Consider the following 18,727-nt stretch of genomic DNA (forward strand, 5'->3'; position numbering starts at 1 on the left):
TCGATGTCGTCTGTTGCCAACATGCGCTCTCGTTGGAGCGCTTGTATGCCTGAATGGTTTACGCGTTTTTTGTCGCGCTTCCTGTCACTCGGGGTAGTGGTTATGCTGGTGGGTTTGATGCCGGATATTGCAGGTATCGACCCAAGCCAATCAATCCTCCGTGCTCGTGCGGGTGCTCAACAATTGCTGACGGCAGAAGCTCTGCAAGCCATTCGAGAGGATCTTCAACTTGACCGCAGCGCTGCTGAGCGATTGTGGGATTGGTTGACGCTTGCCATGCAAGGAGACTTAGGTGTCTCTTGGGTGAGCGGCGCATCCGTGATGGAGAGCGTTCAACAAACCGCAAAAACGTCGTTACTACTGATGCTTACAGCGCTGGGCATGGCATTTGTAATGTGCATGGCGAGCGTGCTTTACACTGTGCGTCGTTGGCAACAGAATCGTTTAGACAAACATCATGACACGCTCAGTTCGGTGTTGGTTTCACTGCCGGAATACGTGATTGCTTCGCTGCTGATCATGGTGTTTTCCATTTGGTTGGGTTGGTTCCCACCTTATGGTTGGCAAGGCGTGCAAAACCTCTGGTTACCCAGTTTGGCAATGGCATTGCCTGCTGCTGGTTTGTTCGGTCGTTTGCTCAATGACAGCCTCAAGCGTGTATTAGATGAACCTTGGGTGATCACTTGGCTATCGGCGAACGTCAGTAAGTTTCAAATCTTACGCTTTGCCTTGTGGCGTGCCGTTAGTAACTTGATTCCTCAAATCGCAATGACGGTGATTGGTTTAACCGGCGGTGCGGTTGCTGTGGAACAGGTGTTTTCCATTCCGGGTATTGGACGATTGATCTTAGGTGCAGCGAAGTCACAAGATCTGCCGATGCTGCAAGGTGGCTTGTTGGTGTTGCTGGTGTTCTCGATGTTGATCAGTAGTGCGAGCATCTTATTGCAACGCTGGTTACTCGGGCACAGTGTCACAAGTGGCAAGCTGATCAGCAGTCACAGCACGTTCCGTTTTACCCAAAGCACCACCAAACGCATCGTCAGTGCCATAATCTTTGCCTTGCTGATTGGTTGTGCGGGATGGGCGTTAATGCGCGATCCTTACACCATCCAATTTACCCGCCTTGAATCGCCAAGCTTGGCTGCCCCGTTTGGTGCCGATGCGGTCGGGCGAGATCTGCTTGCTCGCGTTGGTGGCGGTATGATGTCGACAATCAAAATGGGCATCATCGCCACCTTCCTAAGTTTGGTGATTGGTTTGCTGCTCGGCTTTGTGACTCGTTATAGCCAAGGCTTAATTGAGATCACCAAAGGTGTGCCATACATTGTGGCGGGTCTGCTGATTGCGGGTCTAACGGGGATGAACCCAAACAGTGCCTTGATTGCGATTGTTATGGTGTCATGGGCACCATTAGCAGCGCACTGTGCAAGTTTGTTGATGGAAGCCAAAGCGCAGCCTTACACGCATCTTGCGCCCATTTGGGGAACCAGTCAGTGGCGAGTACTCCGTTACTACTTGTTACCTTATGTGCTGCCGCCATTGATTCGTCATGCGTTTCTGCGTTTGCCGTACATTACGCTCAGCCTGACGTCTCTGAGTTTTATCGGACTTGGCGTTAAGCCGCCAGAACCTGAGTGGGGCTTATTGATTGCGGAAAACTTGCCTTACATAGAGCGCTCACCATTAGGTGTCTTGCTGCCAATCTCAGGCTTAGTTTTGATGGCAATTGCAGTGAATTTGATTTTTGATGACAAGTGACGAGCAGCGATAAAGCGAAGTGAGCTTCCATATCCAGATGTAATCAGTAATTTGGTAATTTAGAAAACAAAAGGATGTGTTTTCTGCCAGAAAGTACACAGCACGGTCTATGTATATTGGAAGCGCTCAATCCCCACTTATTACCTATACAGTTGGCTTTTCTATCGCTAAGCTGTTGCTAGTTAAAGAAAAGTTATACTTACCAAGGACACTTCGTTAACCAAAGGAGTGATATCCCCTAAAAATGAAAAAAGACTCAGCAAGTAAGCCGAGTCATTTTTTTCGTTAGTCTTGGTTTGTCGTACTTTTGATATTAATCCAGTAGCTTTGGAATATCGCCGCTGAAGTCGATCCATGAGTTAGTACCCAGCGTTTCCGTACCTTCAACACTCGGCTCTTCATAACGCATAACAAAGTTTTTAGGGCCGTGTGCATAAGCGACAACCAAGCCATAAGGTGCATCTAAGAACCCACCATGAGGTACGAGACCTGGGTAGCTGATTCGCCACGCATCACCATCTAGTGAGACGTGACTCAGCGTCAGTTTACCAATCACATTGTCTGGTAATACAAAGAACCAAGTCCATGGCCCACCAGACACGATGGTCATCACTTCATCGATACCTACGCCATTCTCTGAGCTATTAACATGTAACTTGCCGAATTTTTCTTGTAGAAAGTGCATAACTTCTGGAGTCATTGCTTTCATATCATAAACCTTTGGATATGGAGCAACGCCTACTTCAGACGTCGATAGGAAACCGCCTCTGTGTGCCTCTGGTAATCGGCCAGCTTTTTCGATTTGATCCAGTAAGTCACCACGGTGCATAGAAAATAGTGAGATTAGTTTTTCACTTTCTTCCTTTGTAATAGCTCTTTTTTTGGATATTTCCAGAATAGGTTTGGCTTCTTCAGGCAGCGAAACGGTACTAACTCGCACACCAATAGTTTTGAGCACTTCGTTGACCTTCTCAACGCCTTGAGTTGGCGCTCTACCATCACTGTAAGACAGAGTCAGCTGACCCTCTGTTGACATTGTTTTTGCTACGCTTTGTGCGATCGGCATAGTGGCAATCATGCTCACTAATACTAAATTGATCCATTTTTTCATCATTCGGTCTCCTGCTTGATTATAGGACGATGAGTTGTGTTTTCAGGCCTAAGTGTAGAAGTCGCGCTAAATCAGATAAACAGCACTCAGGTAAACAAATTGTTTACCAATAGTGAACTGACGATGTGGAGGTGTATCAATAAGGAGTCAATTACTACAAACTATTTCTCTTTGGTAAACAGTTAAGTTACTAAATGGAGCTTTAATTACTCAATGCGGCTGTTATGGTTAAGTCTTTAGTGCTTGAGCACTAGTAGAGTATTTATCCCCTTAAAATAGATGGCCTTGATGTGAAAAATATTAAATATCACCTTTTGTCCTTATTAGTGACAGCGCTGGTTGCAGGATCTTTTTTATCTTCAGAAAAACTATCCGGTGTAATCAATCCATTCTCCTTAACGTTATTGAGATTCCTGCTTGCAGCACTGGTATTGTTTCCTTTTATTCTGACAAAGAAACATCGCATCAAAATGGCAAAAGATGTGTTTCCAAGAAGTCTTATCATGAGCCTTTTCTTTGCGATCTTTTTTATATGTATGTTCAGGGCTTTGCAGACAACCACGGCATTAAACACAGGCACACTGTATACATTAGTGCCATTTATTACTGCCATTGTTAGTGTTTTCCTCTTTAAGGAAAAATTATCTATTCAGATGCTTGGCGTTTATTTGGTAGGGACTGTCGGGACATGTTGGGTGGTTGTGAAAGGAGATTTAGAGACATTATTGAAACTAAACCTCAACAAAGGAGATATTTTGTTTTTGCTCGGGTGTATGTCTATGGTGTGTTTTTCTGTCTCGATGAAAGTTTTTCATCGTGGAGAAGAAACCATTGTTACCGTGTTTTGTACTCTGATTGGCGGTGCCTTCTGGATGTTGCTGGCATTGTTTGTATTCCATCAACCACTAGACTGGTTTGCATTAAATGCCGAGCTTACCTTGCACATGCTATACCTCGCTTTGTTTGCGACATTGCTCTCAACCTTTATCATCCACAAAGCCACCGTTGTACTGGGGCCTGCAAAAGTGATGGCTTATATTTATCTAAGTCCTGTATTTGTTGCTTTTATCATGTTGTTATTTGATGGAAAGAGTATACCCACAGCTGTATATCCTGGTATTGCACTATCCATTCTTTCTACTGTGGTATTGCAAGTGTCGAATAGTCAGGCCGAGCGAAATCAAGTCTGTTGAAAAATCTGGCCACCTTCTCACATCTGGCCACCTTCTCACAAAGGTTGCGTTTTCATGCTCAGGTAATCAATTTGACAGGAGAAGATGAAGGCTAGTGCTGTTTGTTTTCGAAGTGTTTAACGACAAAATCAATAAAAGTTCTGACTTTTTGAGATTGCTCTTTATGGAAAGGATAAACAACATACAGTGAATGCCTATCAGCTTGCCACATCGATAAAACCTCAACTAATTCCCCAGATTCTAACTCGCCTTTAACGAATAAATCCGGCAGCAATAAAATACCATGGCCTGAGCACGCTGTTTGCTTGAGCGCTAATCCATTGTTTACGACATAAGAACTTGATTGAAGCTCGATCTCTTTGACTTCATCCTCATTTCTGAATAGCCAACGTCTTGCTGACGAAGAAAAACTGTATATGAGGCACTTATGATGAGCGAGATCTTCTGGCTTAAGAATCTCGCTGGATTTTGAAAGATATTCAGGAGAAGCGCAAAGCACTCGTCTCATATCGATAAGCTTTCGGGATCTTAAACTAGAATTGCTTAATTCTCCCCCTCCTCGAATCGCTATATCAATGCCTGAGTCGATGAGATCGACATATTGGTCACTCATGACAACTTCAATAGACAAATCAGGATATTGGTGCATGAATTCACAAATGATGGGGTTAATTTCTAAAATTCCTAACGACATAGGAACGCTTATTTTCAGTGATCCTTTTAACGTATGAGACGACTCGATGACTGACAAATCAGCATGTTTCAAATCATCTAATATGTTGCAAACCTGATTGTAGTAAAGTTGACCATTATCCGTTATGTGCATGTTACGCGTAGTTCGGTTTATCAGAGGGCTTTTAAGATAGTCTTCCAACTCATTGATATTCTTACTAACGGCTGCTTTTGACAGACTTAAATCTTCAGCTGCTGCTTTGAAGCTTCCCAGTTCCACAACCCTTCTGAAAACGGTTAGCGCCCTTATTTTATCCACTTCGACCTCATTTAAACTCTTATTGTTTACCAAAAGTAAACTATTTAGTTACTAACATATAGTTTATTCACCAATGCTAGTCAATTAGTATTTATTGTAATCACCAACACTGAGGTGTTGACCTTAAATACCTAACAGGACTAACTCATGAAAAAGATACTCGCGCTCTCGGGAAGTAATCACAGTCAGTCAATCCATAATACTCTGATTCGTTCCTTGGCTGAAAAAGCCACCCAAACTAAAGTGACCATCATCGAATTGAAAGATTTCGATTTGCCAATGTATGGCATTGATGCAGAGTCAAAAGGTATACCAGCCGACGCCATCACATTGAGACAAATGATGAATGAACACGATGCGCTGATTGTTGCTTCTCCTGAGCACAACGGCTCTATGCCCGCATTTTTAAAGAATGTCATTGACTGGCTTTCACGTGTTGCTGAATCAGGTAAATCCTTCTTTGGTGACGATAAGAAACCCGTTCTTTTAGTCAGTACTTCTCCTGGACCGAATGGCGGTGCGACCAATCTCAGAACGATGGCGGAGCTAATGCCATGGTGGGGTGGCGACGTTAAAGGAATCTACAGTTTAGGGAGTTATCAGGAGAAAATTCACGATGGTGAGTTTGACGTAGCGACTAAAGTTGAACTGGAAGCGCTGATGTCTTCCTTTGAAAACGCACTATAGGAGCGTAGGTATGAAAGTGGATATTGGTATAAACGAACAGGATCGTGTTGTGATTGGAGAAGCGCTTAAACGCCTTCTGGCAGACTCCTACACTTTGTATTTGCAAACGCATAATTTTCATTGGAACGTTACTGGCCCCCAATTTCGCGAGCTACATCTTATGTTTGAAGAGCAATACAACGCATTGGCAATCGCCGTCGATGACATTGCTGAGCGAATACGAACACTAGGTGAAGTTGCGCCAGGGACTTACAAAGCGTTCGCCGACCTTAGCTCAGTTTCTGAAGTAGATGGCGTGCCCTCAGCAGAACAAATGGTGTCTATTCTTGTTCGTTCTCATGAGCAAGTGGTCAAGACTTGCCGAGACGTTCTGAAATTGGCTCAGGATGGGGATGATGAATCTTCTGCTTCATTGGTTTCTGATCGAATGCGAGAGCATGAAAAAACAGCCTGGATGTTACGTTCAATGCTGTGAGTCAAATTCGTCGCTGTATACCTTAACAATGTAACGTTGAGCGAAAGCTCGCGTTATTACATATGTTTCCTTAATTTAAGTATGTAGGTGCACCCCATGGCTGTTTTAGAAAAAGGGATTTGGTATCCAAATAAAGAAGTAAAAGACCTGTCTCATGAGGACAGCTTTGAATTGCCAAAAGTCGCTGAGCAAGGGCGTTATCACTTGTACATGTCGTTTGCTTGCCCTTTTGCCCATCGGCCTTATCTGGTGATCAATTACCTAGGATTGAATGACGCAATAACTGTTTCTTCTGTTGCAGCAAAGCGATATTCCGACGGATGGTTATTTGACGATGCTAACTCAGATCCTTTGTACGGCTCTCAAAACTTGATAGAGCTTTACCAACGAGCAAATCCAAATTACACGGGAAGAGTAACAGTACCGATACTATGGGACAGACAAGATCATGCAATTGTAGGTAATGATTCCTCTGCGATAGCAATGGAGCTTGCTACCAACTGGCTACCTTTAGCTAAGAACAAAGTTGAGTTGGTTCCAGATAGTCTGCGAGAAGAAATAGAAAAGCTGAACGAGTGGTTACACGTCAATGTGAATCGAAAGGTCTACCACGTTGGTTTTGCCACAGAGCAGGCAGAATATGATCTAGCCAGTGACACCTTATTTGATGCTATGGAGCAGTTGAACAACAGGCTAAGTCAAACTCGTTATCTGTATGGTTCGAATATCACACTATCGGATCTGTTTCTGTTACCCACACTTGTCAGGTTTGAAGCCGTTTATGAAGTTCACTTTAAGGCCAATAAAAAGCCACTAAAAGCCTTCGATAACCTTTACCAGTATATGCTGGATTTACTCAGTCATGAGAGCATCAGAAAAACGATCGATATCGAGTACATGAAGTTGCATTACTACTTCTCGCACAAGCACATTAACCCTTATGGAATTGTTCCAGCAGGACCGGTCATTAGTTGGTAAGCCAGTAATACTTTCAATCTTGGAGAAAAGTAATGAGCAAAAAAATTAGAGTCGATTTTTTTCACGACGTCATTTGTGGGTGGTGTTATGTTTTGTCACCTCGACTACGCCAGCTTGAAAAAGAGTTTAATTTAGATATCCATCATCATGCATTTGCTTTGTCTGCCTCACGGGAAGAAATGATTGGCAAGTTTGGCTCAATGAAACAAGCGAAGCAAATTATTTTGGAACACTGGGAGCAATGTGCGCGTGCCGACGATAAAAAGCGCGTAAACGTAGAAGGGATGCGTCAGCAGACGTTTGAATACCCATTTTCAACGCCAGGTTTGGTGGCATGTAAGGCGGCTGAACAACAGGGAGGATCCAGTGCTTACTGGGACTATTTTGATGCTGTTACACATGCACATATGAGTGAAAACAGAAATATTGGTGATTTGGACGAGCTTACAGAAATTGCTGGTGAGGTTGGGCTGAATAAGGCTCGTTTTCTTGAGGACTTTGCTTCTCCGGAGCGACAAGCTGAGATACAGCGTGATAGAAAGTTGGCTCAAGAATATGACATCACTTCTACGCCAACGTTGGTTATCAATAAAGGGTGGGTTGTACCGGGTGCTCTCGGTATCAATACATTGCGTAAAACATTAAAAGAGCTCACAAATAAAGTTTGAGTCCCAAGAAAAGCCTTTTCAAATTTTCACAATGCCTTTTGCCAGCTAGATAGCTGGCTTTTTTCAATTTGTGTGAGTTAAAGTTATCCATCTGATGGATATAAGTACTTTCCAACCTGAATAGATTTTGCCCCTATGTGTATCAAGTCGGTTCTGGTTAAAGTTGCAGCCAGAATGATTGATGTGAGCATTATTAGGGAATTTACGGCACTAAGTGAGGTTGTTACGGAATATATTGTTATGTAAATGGCAGGTAGTATGGTCTATATCTGCCATTGTTATTTCCCGCTTAGTAAGCGATTATCTATAAAGGGTATATTCGAGTTTAACCCTAGTGACTTTACTCTAGCGAAGTAGGGTTACTTTATATAAGAGTCCAGTACTTTTAATACGACTTCCATATCTTTTTCACGTTGAGTTTTGTCTTCCTCAAGTACGACGTGTTCAAGTAAGTGACCTTTAATTACTTCTCGCATCAAACCATTTACTGCTCCCCGAATAGCGGCAATCTGCTGCAACACATCTTGGCATTCATGCTCTTCTTCCAGCATTTTTTTAAGTCCATTCACCTGACCCTGTATTTTACTGACTCGAGTGTTGAGCTTCTTTTGATCTCTGGTTGTATGCGACATGTCTTATCTTCTTTAAGTTACGGGCCGAGTTATTCTAACTGATAATGTAGCACTCAATTTATACTGGGGGGTAGTATTTAATACTAGGGGGGAGTATAGTTTGCGATAAATTAGAATCAACAACAGAGAACAACAATGGATTTTGTCGCGTTACTACAACAAGGTAATGGGTGGTTCTTTATTCCCAGTGCCATTTTGCTTGGCGCCTTGCACGGTTTAGAACCTGGGCACTCTAAAACGATGATGGCGGCGTTCATTGTCGCGGTGAAAGGAACGGTCAAACAAGCCGTGATGCTGGGTTTAGCTGCCACACTTTCTCACACTGCAATTGTATGGTTAATCGCTGTTGGTGGGATGTATATTAGCCAGAAATTCACCGCTGAAGCGGCTGAACCATGGATGCAACTTATCTCTGGGGTCATTATCGTGACAACCGGCGTATGGATGTTTTGGCGGACATGGAGCGATGAGCGAGCTTGGAACAAAGCTCAGGATCATGCTCGCGATTGGACGACGCAAGTTGTGGATACAGGACATGGGCATGTTTCGCTTTCGATTACACAGGAAGGGGAGCATCACCGTTTCCAGTTGCGAACACTCAGCGGTAAACCTTTAACTGCTGAAGGTATCAAGGTTTCGGTATCGAGTGATGGTTATCAACCTGCTGATATTTATCACTTTATAGAGCGTGATGGATACTTGGAATCGGCGTCTTGCATTAAAGTCTCTAATGGACTTTCTGTCACTTTGATCATCGGGCACCATGATCATACCCATGACTTTGATGTACATTTCCGTCCTGGTTCTCATTTAGAAAGCGAAGATAAGGAATATCAAGATGCTCACGAACGCGCTCACGCTTTAGACATTCAAAAACGCTTTGAGAATCGAGACGTGACGAATGGGCAAATTCTGCTGTTTGGATTAACGGGTGGTTTGATTCCATGCCCTGCTGCGGTAACGGTTTTGCTTATCTGTTTGCAGCTTAAGGCAATGACTCTTGGTGCGACTTTAGTTGTGTCATTCAGTATTGGCTTAGCCTTGACTCTGGTTGCAGTTGGCGTTGTGGCAGCAGTGGGCGTGCAAAAAGCGACATCTAAATGGAGCGGTTTGAATGATGTTGCACGTCGAGCTCCTTACTTATCGGGCGTCTTGATCAGTGCAGTTGGTTTATACATGGGTATGCATGGATACATATCGCTGACGAGTTAAACTCTGTGGTAAAGATTCTTTTCCTTTCTTTTTGCATGGGTAATAGCTTCATGCCTTGGTTTGCCTATTTTGCTGCCGATTCTTGATTGAGAATCACTCGATCTGACATCGCTGCCATATCTGCAAACCAAGTCATTCTCGCTTCACCAAGCATCTCGGATTACAACCGCTGCAATTGTGGCTCTAATATCTGAACCTGAGATACTAAATGATAAAACGGGAGCACTGACCACAGTGCTCCCGACGGTCAAAACGCTAATTAGAAGTCTTTTCTTTAATGTTCGATACCAATTTGGTCGCATAGTTAAATTTAACTATGCAAACGTTTCCTTTTGCGTACTCGTCCCTTCGCCAAACCTCGTAGAAATGTGACGTTTTGAAGACTTTTTTTCCTTCTGTCTAAAGTAATCGGGAACCAAGCAGATACATAGTTATAAAGTTATGTCTTGCTCTGCCAAACAGACCCAAAATGCAGTTTGGTTGGTTTTGGAGAAGAAAGGCTTAGCGCTCGATTAATGAGCATCAATTGAATTGTATTGAGACAATTATAATGAAAAGAATCATCTTATTAGCAGTCTGCGCCATGTTTGGTATTGCTGTCGTGGCGAGTATGGCATCAACGTACCTAATTTCGAGTAAGAAAATCGATGACATCATCTTAAACAAATCCCAAGTTCAAGCTGAGTTTCTAGCGGGAAATGCGAGTTATATTTTGGAGAACTCAGCTAATCCAATGCAAGATTTACAATCGCTTGTTGAGGGGCTGAAACAACGTTCAGACGTGAGTTATGCCGTTGTAATTGACCGTAACGTAACGGCAGTAGCCCACAGTGATAAGCACAAGCTGAACAAAACCTATAACGATGAATATACTGTTGAAGGCGCGACGAGAGGTGTTCAACAGTACTCAAAGTGGTATGCCGATGTCCAGAAAGTATGGGTGTTTGACATCATGGCACCAATTTATGTGGATGGTCAGTTATACGGTACTTTTGATATCGGTATTCCTATTACTGAAGTGAGCCAAGCGACGAATGGAATTATTACTTACCAGTTGATCTCTATGGTGGCGATCTTCGTTATGTGTGTTTTGATTCTGTCACTTTTGCTAAATAAACTGATGAGACCGCTTTCTGCGCTTAAAGACGCTCTACAAGACATCTCAAAAGGAGACGGAGACTTAACCGTTCGTTTGCCAGCGAAAGGTAATGACGAAGTCGCGCAAATTTCTTCTGCTTTCAACGTTTTTGTTGGGAAAGTACATGAGATTATTACACAAGTTGTAAATACTGGTGTGGAGCTTAATAGTTCAGCTGTCGCTTTGCGTGGGCAATCTCAACAAGCGCTCACAAGAGGGCAAGAGCAGAACGAGCAAACCATGCTGGTTGTCACATCCATGAACGAAATGATTGCGACGGTCAATGAAATTGCCTCCAATGCTGCTGGAGCGGCAAATGCTGCGAGTGCAGCAAGTAATGAAGCGCAAGATGGCTACACGACGCTAGAAAGAACCAAAACGGCGATGACTAATCTTGAAAACGAGATGAACAGCACTTCCAACATTATCGTGAGTCTTGCTGAAAATACTCAGTCGATTGGTAGTATTCTAGAGGTGATTAGAGGTATTTCGGAGCAAACCAATCTATTGGCTCTCAATGCGGCTATCGAAGCGGCACGCGCTGGTGATGCCGGCCGAGGTTTTGCAGTCGTAGCTGATGAAGTTCGCAACCTAGCGACTAAAACGGCTCATTCTACCGATGAAATTGACAACATGATTCACCAGCTACAAACTGAAGCTCAAAGTGCGGTGAATTCAATGAGCAATAGTAAGACTCTTATTGAAGAAGGAACGGCAGAAACCGAGTTAGCTCGACAGGCTTTAGAAGCAATAGCTGCACAAGTGACGACTATTTCAGATATCAATACTCAAGTAGCAACCGCAACAGAACAGCAATCAACGGTAGCAAACGAAATTAATATGAACATGGATACCGTCAGCCACTCAGTGAAAAGTGCGCTAACGGCGAGTGAGCAACTAGAAGCATCAAGTCAACAACTCGCGGAGCTATCGCGAACACTCGATCGTCACGTGGGAGCGTTTAGAATCTAAACGCCAACTGACCCTCTTTAATAAAAAGCCAGTAAATGTTAATTGCTGGCTTTTTTATTTGAAAAAATCGAGTCTCAAATCGCTTAGCGGTGTCTGTCCTTTCTAGACGATAAAACAAAATATGATAAATTAGTTGAGTAAAGCTTAGCTAAGCGTTAAGTTTCGCATTTTGCTTTAAATGTTCAACAAACATAGATATTTTCTTAGCTACATGTTTTCTAGACGAGTAAAAGGCGTAAAGCACTAAATCCTCAGGTTCGTACTCTAGAGTGACGATTTCTAGCTCACCATTTTTGATCTCATTTTGGCATGACTCAATTGGCAATATTGCGTATCCAAGCCCTGATAACGCGCCATATCTGGCGAGATGACCGCTGTTTACTTTGAATGAAGATTGCACAGTTTGAGTAATATGGCCCCCAGCAGGGTTTCTGAATACCCATGGTGCACCATTTACTGCGGTAAGCGTCGTGATGCAGGGAACATGACTTAGATCCGTAATTTTGTAAGGGGTGGCGTATTTCTCAATTAGTTGAGGCGCGGCTAAAATGGCACTGGGCCAGCGTTTTATCTCTCTCGCCACCCAGTTACTGTCTGACAAAGTCCCTCTATGAAAACTCAAAATGACATCAAAGCTGTCAATAACATCATCTTTAGGGTTTAGCGTTGTATCGCAAGACAAAGAGATTGACGGGTATTGCGTGCAAAAGGTGACAACCGCTTTGGCCAGTACAGGTGTGTCTGGCATAAGAATTCGCAGTTCCCCTGTTACCGTGTGCGAGTGGCGCGTTACCGTTTCTAGTGCGGCGTTGAGTTGCTCCAATAACGGACGAGTGCTGCTATAGAGCTCTTCTCCAGCCTCGGTAGGCGTCATTCGCCTTGTTGTTCTATTGAACAACCTAATGTTTAACTTTTCTTCAAGCAGGGCAATGTGTCGGCTGATATTTGATGTTGGTATATTCAAACACTCAGCGGCTCGCTTAAAGCTGTTGTTCTCATAAACACAGTGAAAACTTTTTAACCAGATTTGGTCAACGTTATCAAACATTTCATTATCCTACTTTATTGGATTATCAAGCCAGCATATCGCACTTTATCCCTGTACTAAGTTACATACAATTTTATTTACAAGTTTAAGCGAACAAACAACGAGATATCGCGCTAGAACGTAATCAATAGTGGTGAATTTATGAGCTGGTTAGAACGGTTATTTGAGAATAAAAATATAATAGGTTCGCGCAAAGCGTCTATCCCTGAGGGCGTTTGGACAAAGTGTCCTGAGTGTGAACAAATACTTTATCGTGCCGCGTTAAAAGAAAATTTGGAAGTATGCCCTAAATGCTCATATCACATGAGAATGGCTGCGCGTCAAAGGTTGATCTCTTTTCTGGACCATGGAACACAACAAGAGTTGGCAAGTGAGTTGGAGCCACAAGATATTTTGGGTTTTAAAGACTTAAAGCGATATAAAGAGCGAATAGCTTTAGCACAGAAAACGACTGGAGAAAAAGATGCGTTGGTGGTGATGGAGGGCAAGTTATTGGGGCTGCCTGTTGTTGCGTGTGCATTCGAATTCTCTTTCATGGCAGGCTCGATGGGCGCAGTGGTTGGCGAGAAGTTTGTCCGAGCAGTTGAAAGCGCAATTAATACAAAATCTGGGTTAGTATGTTTTTCCGCTTGCGGAGGGGCGCGCATGCAAGAGTCTTTGGTGGCACTCATGCAAATGTCAAAAACCAGCGCCGCGTTAAACCACTTATCTGAGCACAGATTACCCTATATCTCAGTATTGACGGACCAAACTTATGGTGGCGTCTCGGCGAGTTTGGCCATGCTAGGAGACATCAATATTGGTGAACCTAAAGCAAGTATTGGCTTTGCGGGAAGACGGGTCATTGAGCAAACGGTACGTGAAAAGCTACCAGACGAGTTTCAGCGAAGTGAATTTTTACTAGCGCATGGTGCGCTAGATATGATTGTCGATAGACGTGAAATGCGCGATCGCGTTGGCCGCTTACTGGCTAAGTTAACCAACGCGAGGGTGGTCTCAGAATAGGTTGTATTAAAGTTAGGCTTAGTACTTGCGTTTATTGAGCCGTAATCATTACAAACCGTTCATTTTGCCCCCATCTTGGTTCCGCATTCATTAGGCTGAGATCCAACGCCGTTTGGTATGGGTCAACAGCAAAATGGTCGCTTACTAACCCCCAGAGCATCCAGTTGATTGCGGTTTCATTCTCGGTAAGCTCTTCGAGTGGCGCTTGGAGGAAAAAGTACTCATCTTCGCCATCGTAACCGAGCCGATCATAGATAATGTTGCGTAGCTCTCGATCCAAATCATGTTGGAGGTTGATTGAGTCGTACAGTTGCTCTTCTGTTGGGCCATTCTCATGGTGATAAACATTGCGTTTTGACTCTTTGTGTAAAGTACCTGCGCCAGTTTCAATGCTTACTTTCTTTTGCGAGTGTTGCTCAAGAACTTGAATGATTTCATCCTCTAGTTGATCGAGTTTACTCAGCAAAACTTGATTGTTTATGTCACCAGCGGGGGAGGCCATCGTTTGGAAGGCTTTCACTCTCTCGTAGACTGCTTTCCCGTGAGGAAGGGCTGCAAAACACTGTTCTTGGAGCGCTTCATTGGCTTGCCAAATGCCCGAGTAGAGCTCGTAATCATGTGTATATGGTGGAAGCTCTTCAGTATCTTCCCCTAATAATTCTCGCCAGCGCTTTTGCCACTGTTCTTCTTTTGCGTTTTTTACACGCGCGTATTGCTTAACCCAGCGGTTACGAAGTTTTACCCCAAAAATGGCAAGTCCCCATGGAGCGAGCAAATAAAAATAATAGTGAGAAGAGTTATCCCAAAAGTAACCGTAAACGTAAACACCAAAAGCAAGCACCCAAGTTCCAATAGTACAAGCAATAAACCCGGACATTATTGATGATTGACGCTTTGTTTCTCTTAATGTATTACCTTCAGCACATAACCAAAAAATGCCGCCAAAAACAAAGGCAAACGTTGTCATGAAGTAGGCAATCCCCGCTCCCAAAAATCCCCAAAGTGACATGTATTATCCCTAGCCAAATATCTGCTTTATTCACTCATCAATGACTGGAGGAGTAAATGTGTTTGATTTGGCGGAGAATTTACCATTAATGCCAACCTTTTGATATGCACTCTATGACTTATTGGGAATGAGTCACAAATAAAAATAGATGGTATCAAGCATCAAAATTTAATTTAGAACCTTTGATTGTCGTGAACTCTATCTGGAAGAGTTAAGGGGGGCGTTTAAGGGCAATTTTCCTCATAAAGTCGTTATTTAGAAAAAGGTAAATTAATGTTTTTATTGATAATTGTGAGTTTTTTGGAGTGGGATTGCTCCCATTTAATTAGAGTAAAAGACCTATTTTTGGGAGCGGTTTCATAAATTTTATGACACTGATTTCACTGTTTGAGCTGTAAAGAATATAAACCCCCACTCAATGTATGTTAATAATCAATGAGTGTTGTTATGTCTCATATCCGTTTTTTCCCGCGCCATCGTTTGGCGCTTGCTTGTATGCTAGCGAGTGTGTCTGGCTTCTCTTTTGCACAAAATCAGTGTGCTGTTGCTGATTTACAACAATCGCGAGATCTGGCTACTGCCGTTTCTGGTGCTGAGTATGATTGCTACCACGCTTGGTTTTCAGCACCTTCAGAAACGCTGAATGATATCTATAGTGAAGCGAGCCTAAGCCGTATCCAAGTCGCACTGGATCAAGAAATCGCTCGCTATCGTGGTGAAGCAGATCAAGCTCGTATTCTAGAGAACCTAGGCGAATTTATTCGAGCGGCCTACTACGTTCGCTACAACGCTGGTACTGGTACACCTGAGTTTTCGCAAGCGTTGAGTCAGCGTTTTGCTCAGTCGACGAACCTATTCCTAAACAACCCTCATGCTTTGGATCAAGGTCGTGAACAAGTTGGTGCAATGAAGAGCCTGACTTTGATGGTTGATAACGTTAAGCAGTTGCCGCTGACCATGGATAGCATGATGGCCGCGTTGATGCACTTTAATCGTGAAACCGCGCAGGACACGCAATGGGTTGATGGTTTAAACAACTTGTTCCGCTCTATGGCAGGCCATGCGGCGAACGATGCGTTCTACCGATACATGGCAAACAATACACACCATATTGATACGTTGGTGAAATTCGCATCTGATAATGCTTGGGCATTAGATACGGATGCAAGCTTTATCGTTTTCAATGCATTACGTGAAACTGGTCGTTTGCTCGCGAGCCCAGATCAGGAGACCAAACGCAAAGCATTGGCAGTAATGCAACAGGTGATGCAGCGTTATCCACTGGGTAGTGAGCATGACAAACTATGGCTTGCTGCCGTTGAAATGATGAGCTACTACGCACCAGAAGGCCTAAATGGTCTGAATATTGAGCAAGCCAAGCAAGATTTAGCTGCACGTGTAATGCCAAATCGTTTTGAATGTCAGGGACCTGCCATTATTCGCTCTGAGGATCTGACCGATGCTCAAGCAGCGAAAGCGTGTGAAGTGCTAGCGGCAAAAGAAGCCGACTTCCATCGAGTTGCGAATACGGGTAATCAACCTGTCGCTGATGATTTGAATGATCGTGTTGAAGTGGCGGTATTCGCGAGTAACACTAGTTACGTTGATTACTCTTCATTCCTATTTGGTAATACAACGGACAACGGTGGTCAGTACCTAGAAGGTGACCCTTCAAAAGCGGACAATACTGCGCGTTTCGTCGCTTATCGCTACGCGAATGGTGAAGATCTCTCTATCTTGAACCTAGAACATGAATACACGCACTATTTAGATGCACGATTTAACCAATACGGTTCGTTCAGCGATAACTTGGCTCATGGTCATATTGTTTGGTGGCTAGAAGGTTTTGCTGAATACATGCATTACAAGCAAGGTTACCAAGCTGCGATTGAGCTGATTGCAGATGGTAAACTGAGTCTTTCCACTGTGTTTGATACCACGTACTCTCACGATACCAATCGTATCTATCGTTGGGGTTATCTAGCTGTTCGATTCATGTTAGAAAATCATCCACAAGACGTCGAAAGCTTGTTGGCATTGTCGCGCTCTGGCCAGTTCGAACAATGGGCACAGCAGGTGACGTCTTTAGGTCAACAATACGATGCTGAGTTTGAACGTTGGTTGGACACATTAAAAGTGGAACCTGAGCAACCTGATACAGACCCAGAAGAGCCAACAGAACCAACAAGCCCTGAAGCACAAGTGACTGAATTGACGGCGAACCAAAGCCTTCAGCTCAGTGGCGAAGCATACAGCGAAAAACTGTTCTACGTTGATGTTCCAGCCAACACCGTTAACTTCAATGTATCTATTGAGGGTGCGGGTGATGCGGATCTTTACATGAGCTACAACAAAGTCGCGCATTACTATGATTTCGAAATGAGTCAATATGCTGATGGCAGCAATGAAGAGATTGTGTTTGAACCAGAGCAAGATGGTTACGTTAAAGCGGGTCGTTACTACATCAGCTTAACTGGACGTGATAGCTATGACTCAGTGAATCTTGTGGCTGCGCTAGAAGTGGAAGCGCAAACACCGCCAACCCAAGTGCAAGATGATTTAGCACCTGTGGTATTAGAGTCTGGTGAAGCCAAAATGCTTACCGTTCACAAGCAGCGCTATGCAGCAGTTTATGTGCCTGAAGGTGTTGAAGAGGTTCGTGTATGGCTAACGGCTCACTCTCAAACTGGTAATGTCGATCTATACGCGAGTAGAGAGCATTGGCCTACAGTAGAGCAGCACGAGTATGCGTCCAACTATGCAGGCAGCAATGAATACCTTGCGATTCCTGTTACTGAAGCAGGGTACGTGCACTTTGCTCTTCAGGCTCCAGAGCAAGGCGATGACGTTGAAATGCTAGTGCACTTCAACTAAACAGGTTCGATTAACTAAAGTCGAGATAAAACGTCGCTGATACAGCGACGTTTTTGTTTATATCGGACACGATTATAAACAAACAGCGGCGAATGCTAGTTAATCGGCTGATCTATCGAGTTATCAGTTGCCCTTTTTCTAAACGGCTTTAGGTTTGTATTGCAATTTACCGCGCACATAAACTTTTTTAGCGACGCGTTCTGTGACCTAGCTTCTGATTTGTGCTTCCCAAATGGATACAATATATATGCACCCCGTGCAATAAAGTGAAAAGGGAAAGACATGAAAACGCTTATTTATGAAACGTTGATTAGCCTTGCTAACCAAGAACCAGAACAACATGCAAGAATCCGACAAAATCTCTATGAACAGTTGGATCTGCCGTTCGATAAGCAGCTGGCTTTGTATTCTTGTGCCCTTGGTCCTGCAAGTTCAGGCAAGTTGGAGAGCAGTCAAGGCATTAACAACGCGGTAGATTGCGCGGTTAAACTGCTTGAAACTCCTGAGCGCTAATTCACTCGTTGTTTTAATCACGGCCCGAACCCCAAGGGCCGTTTTTAATTGCGGTTAAATTGATTTCAACGTCGTTATTACTCTGCTCTTTCCGCTAGCACTTCTTTGAATGCAAACATGCCGTTTAATGCCGCGGGAAAACCTGCGTAGACGGACATCTGCAAAATGATCTCTTTAATCTCATCCTCGCTACAGCCTACATTCAGCGCTGCATTTAAGTGCACTTTTAGTTGCGGCGCGCAATTCCCCATTGCCGTTAGCGCGGCGACGGTTGCGATTTCTCTCGATTTTAGGTCTAAGCCCGGGCGAGCATAAATATCGCCAAACGGATACTCAATGGTGTACTGAGCTAAATCTGGACAAATATCTTGTAAGCTTTCGATGACATTATGACCAGCGTCACCATCAATTTGAGAGAGTAGTTCTAATCCTTTGTTAAAGCGCGATTGTTCCATCGGTATGT

The 18,727-nt window shown here is 43.7% G+C and carries 17 protein-coding genes; 11 read left to right on the top strand and 6 right to left on the bottom strand.

Annotated elements, in window-relative coordinates:
- Window positions 1–3 precede the first annotated feature (3 nt).
- Window positions 4–1,758, top strand: a complete 1,755-nt coding sequence (locus R7Q11_RS20825) for an ABC transporter permease subunit (protein WP_405532257.1) — start codon at window positions 4–6, stop codon at window positions 1,756–1,758.
- Between the two features lie 313 nt (window positions 1,759–2,071).
- On the opposite strand, the gene R7Q11_RS20830 is transcribed toward R7Q11_RS20825, so the two are convergent.
- Window positions 2,072–2,872, bottom strand: coding sequence for a hypothetical protein (locus R7Q11_RS20830; RefSeq protein WP_202599865.1), 801 nt, complete (start codon window positions 2,870–2,872; stop codon window positions 2,072–2,074).
- A 287-nt stretch (window positions 2,873–3,159) separates the two neighbouring features.
- Between R7Q11_RS20830 and R7Q11_RS20835 the strand changes: the two genes are divergently transcribed.
- Window positions 3,160–4,062 carry a DMT family transporter gene (locus R7Q11_RS20835; RefSeq protein ID WP_053303811.1) on the top strand — a complete coding sequence of 301 codons (903 nt, stop codon included), beginning with the start codon at window positions 3,160–3,162 and terminating at the stop codon, window positions 4,060–4,062.
- Window positions 4,063–4,153: 91 nt separating this feature from the next.
- Here R7Q11_RS20835 and R7Q11_RS20840 read toward each other — a convergent pair whose 3' ends face one another.
- Window positions 4,154–5,053: a LysR family transcriptional regulator gene (locus tag R7Q11_RS20840; RefSeq protein ID WP_053303810.1), complete on the bottom strand. Its 900-nt coding sequence runs from the start codon at window positions 5,051–5,053 to the stop codon at window positions 4,154–4,156.
- A gap of 147 nt (window positions 5,054–5,200) precedes the next feature.
- On the opposite strand from R7Q11_RS20840, the gene R7Q11_RS20845 reads away from it, so the two are divergent.
- The 4 genes from R7Q11_RS20845 to R7Q11_RS20860 all read left to right on the top strand — a co-directional run bounded on the left by R7Q11_RS20845 (window position 5,201) and on the right by R7Q11_RS20860 (window position 7,861).
- Window positions 5,201–5,740, top strand: coding sequence for an NADPH-dependent FMN reductase (locus R7Q11_RS20845; RefSeq protein WP_225466687.1), 540 nt, complete (start codon window positions 5,201–5,203; stop codon window positions 5,738–5,740).
- Window positions 5,741–5,750: 10 nt separating this feature from the next.
- The gene (locus R7Q11_RS20850; RefSeq protein WP_053303808.1) at window positions 5,751–6,215 is read left to right on the top strand and encodes a Dps family protein; all 465 of its coding nucleotides are present in this window, start codon (window positions 5,751–5,753) and stop codon (window positions 6,213–6,215) included.
- Between the two features lie 96 nt (window positions 6,216–6,311).
- The gene (locus R7Q11_RS20855; RefSeq protein WP_053303807.1) at window positions 6,312–7,193 is read left to right on the top strand and encodes a glutathione S-transferase C-terminal domain-containing protein; all 882 of its coding nucleotides are present in this window, start codon (window positions 6,312–6,314) and stop codon (window positions 7,191–7,193) included.
- A 32-nt stretch (window positions 7,194–7,225) separates the two neighbouring features.
- Window positions 7,226–7,861, top strand: coding sequence for a DsbA family protein (locus R7Q11_RS20860; RefSeq protein ID WP_053303806.1), 636 nt, complete (start codon window positions 7,226–7,228; stop codon window positions 7,859–7,861).
- A gap of 359 nt (window positions 7,862–8,220) precedes the next feature.
- Here R7Q11_RS20860 and rcnR read toward each other — a convergent pair whose 3' ends face one another.
- Window positions 8,221–8,493: a Ni(II)/Co(II)-binding transcriptional repressor RcnR gene (gene rcnR, locus R7Q11_RS20865; RefSeq protein WP_005375370.1), complete on the bottom strand. Its 273-nt coding sequence runs from the start codon at window positions 8,491–8,493 to the stop codon at window positions 8,221–8,223.
- 135 nt (window positions 8,494–8,628) lie between these two features.
- Between rcnR and R7Q11_RS20870 the strand changes: the two genes are divergently transcribed.
- Together R7Q11_RS20870 and R7Q11_RS20875 are read left to right on the top strand one after the other, a co-directional pair.
- A complete protein-coding gene (locus R7Q11_RS20870; protein ID WP_225466688.1) occupies window positions 8,629–9,705 on the top strand; it encodes a nickel/cobalt efflux protein RcnA in 1,077 nt (358 codons plus the stop codon).
- 550 nt (window positions 9,706–10,255) lie between these two features.
- Entirely contained in the window at window positions 10,256–11,815 is a 1,560-nt protein-coding gene (locus R7Q11_RS20875; protein ID WP_225466689.1) for a methyl-accepting chemotaxis protein, read from the top strand.
- Window positions 11,816–11,963: 148 nt separating this feature from the next.
- On the opposite strand, the gene R7Q11_RS20880 is transcribed toward R7Q11_RS20875, so the two are convergent.
- On the bottom strand, window positions 11,964–12,863 hold the full coding sequence (locus R7Q11_RS20880; protein WP_047101713.1) for a LysR family transcriptional regulator: 900 nt from the start codon (window positions 12,861–12,863) through the stop codon (window positions 11,964–11,966).
- Between the two features lie 141 nt (window positions 12,864–13,004).
- Here R7Q11_RS20880 and accD point away from each other — a divergent pair, with 141 nt between their 5' ends.
- Entirely contained in the window at window positions 13,005–13,868 is an 864-nt protein-coding gene (accD, locus tag R7Q11_RS20885) for an acetyl-CoA carboxylase, carboxyltransferase subunit beta (protein ID WP_017821534.1), read from the top strand.
- A 31-nt stretch (window positions 13,869–13,899) separates the two neighbouring features.
- Here the strand turns inward: accD and R7Q11_RS20890 are convergent, their stop codons facing one another.
- Complete coding sequence (locus tag R7Q11_RS20890) at window positions 13,900–14,877, bottom strand: hypothetical protein (protein WP_225466690.1); 978 nt, start codon at window positions 14,875–14,877, stop codon at window positions 13,900–13,902.
- A 447-nt stretch (window positions 14,878–15,324) separates the two neighbouring features.
- Between R7Q11_RS20890 and R7Q11_RS20895 the strand changes: the two genes are divergently transcribed.
- Both R7Q11_RS20895 and R7Q11_RS20900 read left to right on the top strand, forming a co-directional pair.
- Entirely contained in the window at window positions 15,325–17,751 is a 2,427-nt protein-coding gene (locus tag R7Q11_RS20895; RefSeq protein WP_005375382.1) for a M9 family metallopeptidase, read from the top strand.
- Window positions 17,752–18,033: 282 nt separating this feature from the next.
- Window positions 18,034–18,264 (top strand): PAS factor family protein, encoded by a 231-nt coding sequence (locus tag R7Q11_RS20900; protein WP_005375384.1) that lies wholly within the window; start codon window positions 18,034–18,036, stop codon window positions 18,262–18,264.
- 77 nt (window positions 18,265–18,341) lie between these two features.
- On the opposite strand, the gene R7Q11_RS20905 is transcribed toward R7Q11_RS20900, so the two are convergent.
- Complete coding sequence (locus R7Q11_RS20905; RefSeq protein ID WP_042521541.1) at window positions 18,342–18,719, bottom strand: carboxymuconolactone decarboxylase family protein; 378 nt, start codon at window positions 18,717–18,719, stop codon at window positions 18,342–18,344.
- Between the last annotated feature and the right edge of the window lie 8 nt (window positions 18,720–18,727).

Source organism: Vibrio sp. 970, assembly GCF_033339075.1.

Excerpts from the sequence above, each read along its gene's own strand:
- R7Q11_RS20825 (WP_405532257.1), top strand. The coding sequence starts at position 4 with ATGTCGTCTGTTGCCAACATGCGCTCTCGTTGGAGCGCTTGTATGCCT.
- R7Q11_RS20830 (WP_202599865.1), bottom strand. The coding sequence starts at position 2,872 with ATGATGAAAAAATGGATCAATTTAGTATTAGTGAGCATGATTGCCACT.
- R7Q11_RS20845 (WP_225466687.1), top strand. The coding sequence starts at position 5,201 with ATGAAAAAGATACTCGCGCTCTCGGGAAGTAATCACAGTCAGTCAATC.
- R7Q11_RS20850 (WP_053303808.1), top strand. The coding sequence starts at position 5,751 with ATGAAAGTGGATATTGGTATAAACGAACAGGATCGTGTTGTGATTGGA.
- R7Q11_RS20855 (WP_053303807.1), top strand. The coding sequence starts at position 6,312 with ATGGCTGTTTTAGAAAAAGGGATTTGGTATCCAAATAAAGAAGTAAAA.
- R7Q11_RS20860 (WP_053303806.1), top strand. The coding sequence starts at position 7,226 with ATGAGCAAAAAAATTAGAGTCGATTTTTTTCACGACGTCATTTGTGGG.
- rcnR (WP_005375370.1), bottom strand. The coding sequence starts at position 8,493 with ATGTCGCATACAACCAGAGATCAAAAGAAGCTCAACACTCGAGTCAGT.
- R7Q11_RS20870 (WP_225466688.1), top strand. The coding sequence starts at position 8,629 with ATGGATTTTGTCGCGTTACTACAACAAGGTAATGGGTGGTTCTTTATT.
- R7Q11_RS20875 (WP_225466689.1), top strand. The coding sequence starts at position 10,256 with ATGAAAAGAATCATCTTATTAGCAGTCTGCGCCATGTTTGGTATTGCT.
- R7Q11_RS20880 (WP_047101713.1), bottom strand. The coding sequence starts at position 12,863 with ATGTTTGATAACGTTGACCAAATCTGGTTAAAAAGTTTTCACTGTGTT.
- accD (WP_017821534.1), top strand. The coding sequence starts at position 13,005 with ATGAGCTGGTTAGAACGGTTATTTGAGAATAAAAATATAATAGGTTCG.
- R7Q11_RS20890 (WP_225466690.1), bottom strand. The coding sequence starts at position 14,877 with ATGTCACTTTGGGGATTTTTGGGAGCGGGGATTGCCTACTTCATGACA.
- R7Q11_RS20895 (WP_005375382.1), top strand. The coding sequence starts at position 15,325 with ATGTCTCATATCCGTTTTTTCCCGCGCCATCGTTTGGCGCTTGCTTGT.
- R7Q11_RS20900 (WP_005375384.1), top strand. The coding sequence starts at position 18,034 with ATGAAAACGCTTATTTATGAAACGTTGATTAGCCTTGCTAACCAAGAA.
- R7Q11_RS20905 (WP_042521541.1), bottom strand. The coding sequence starts at position 18,719 with ATGGAACAATCGCGCTTTAACAAAGGATTAGAACTACTCTCTCAAATT.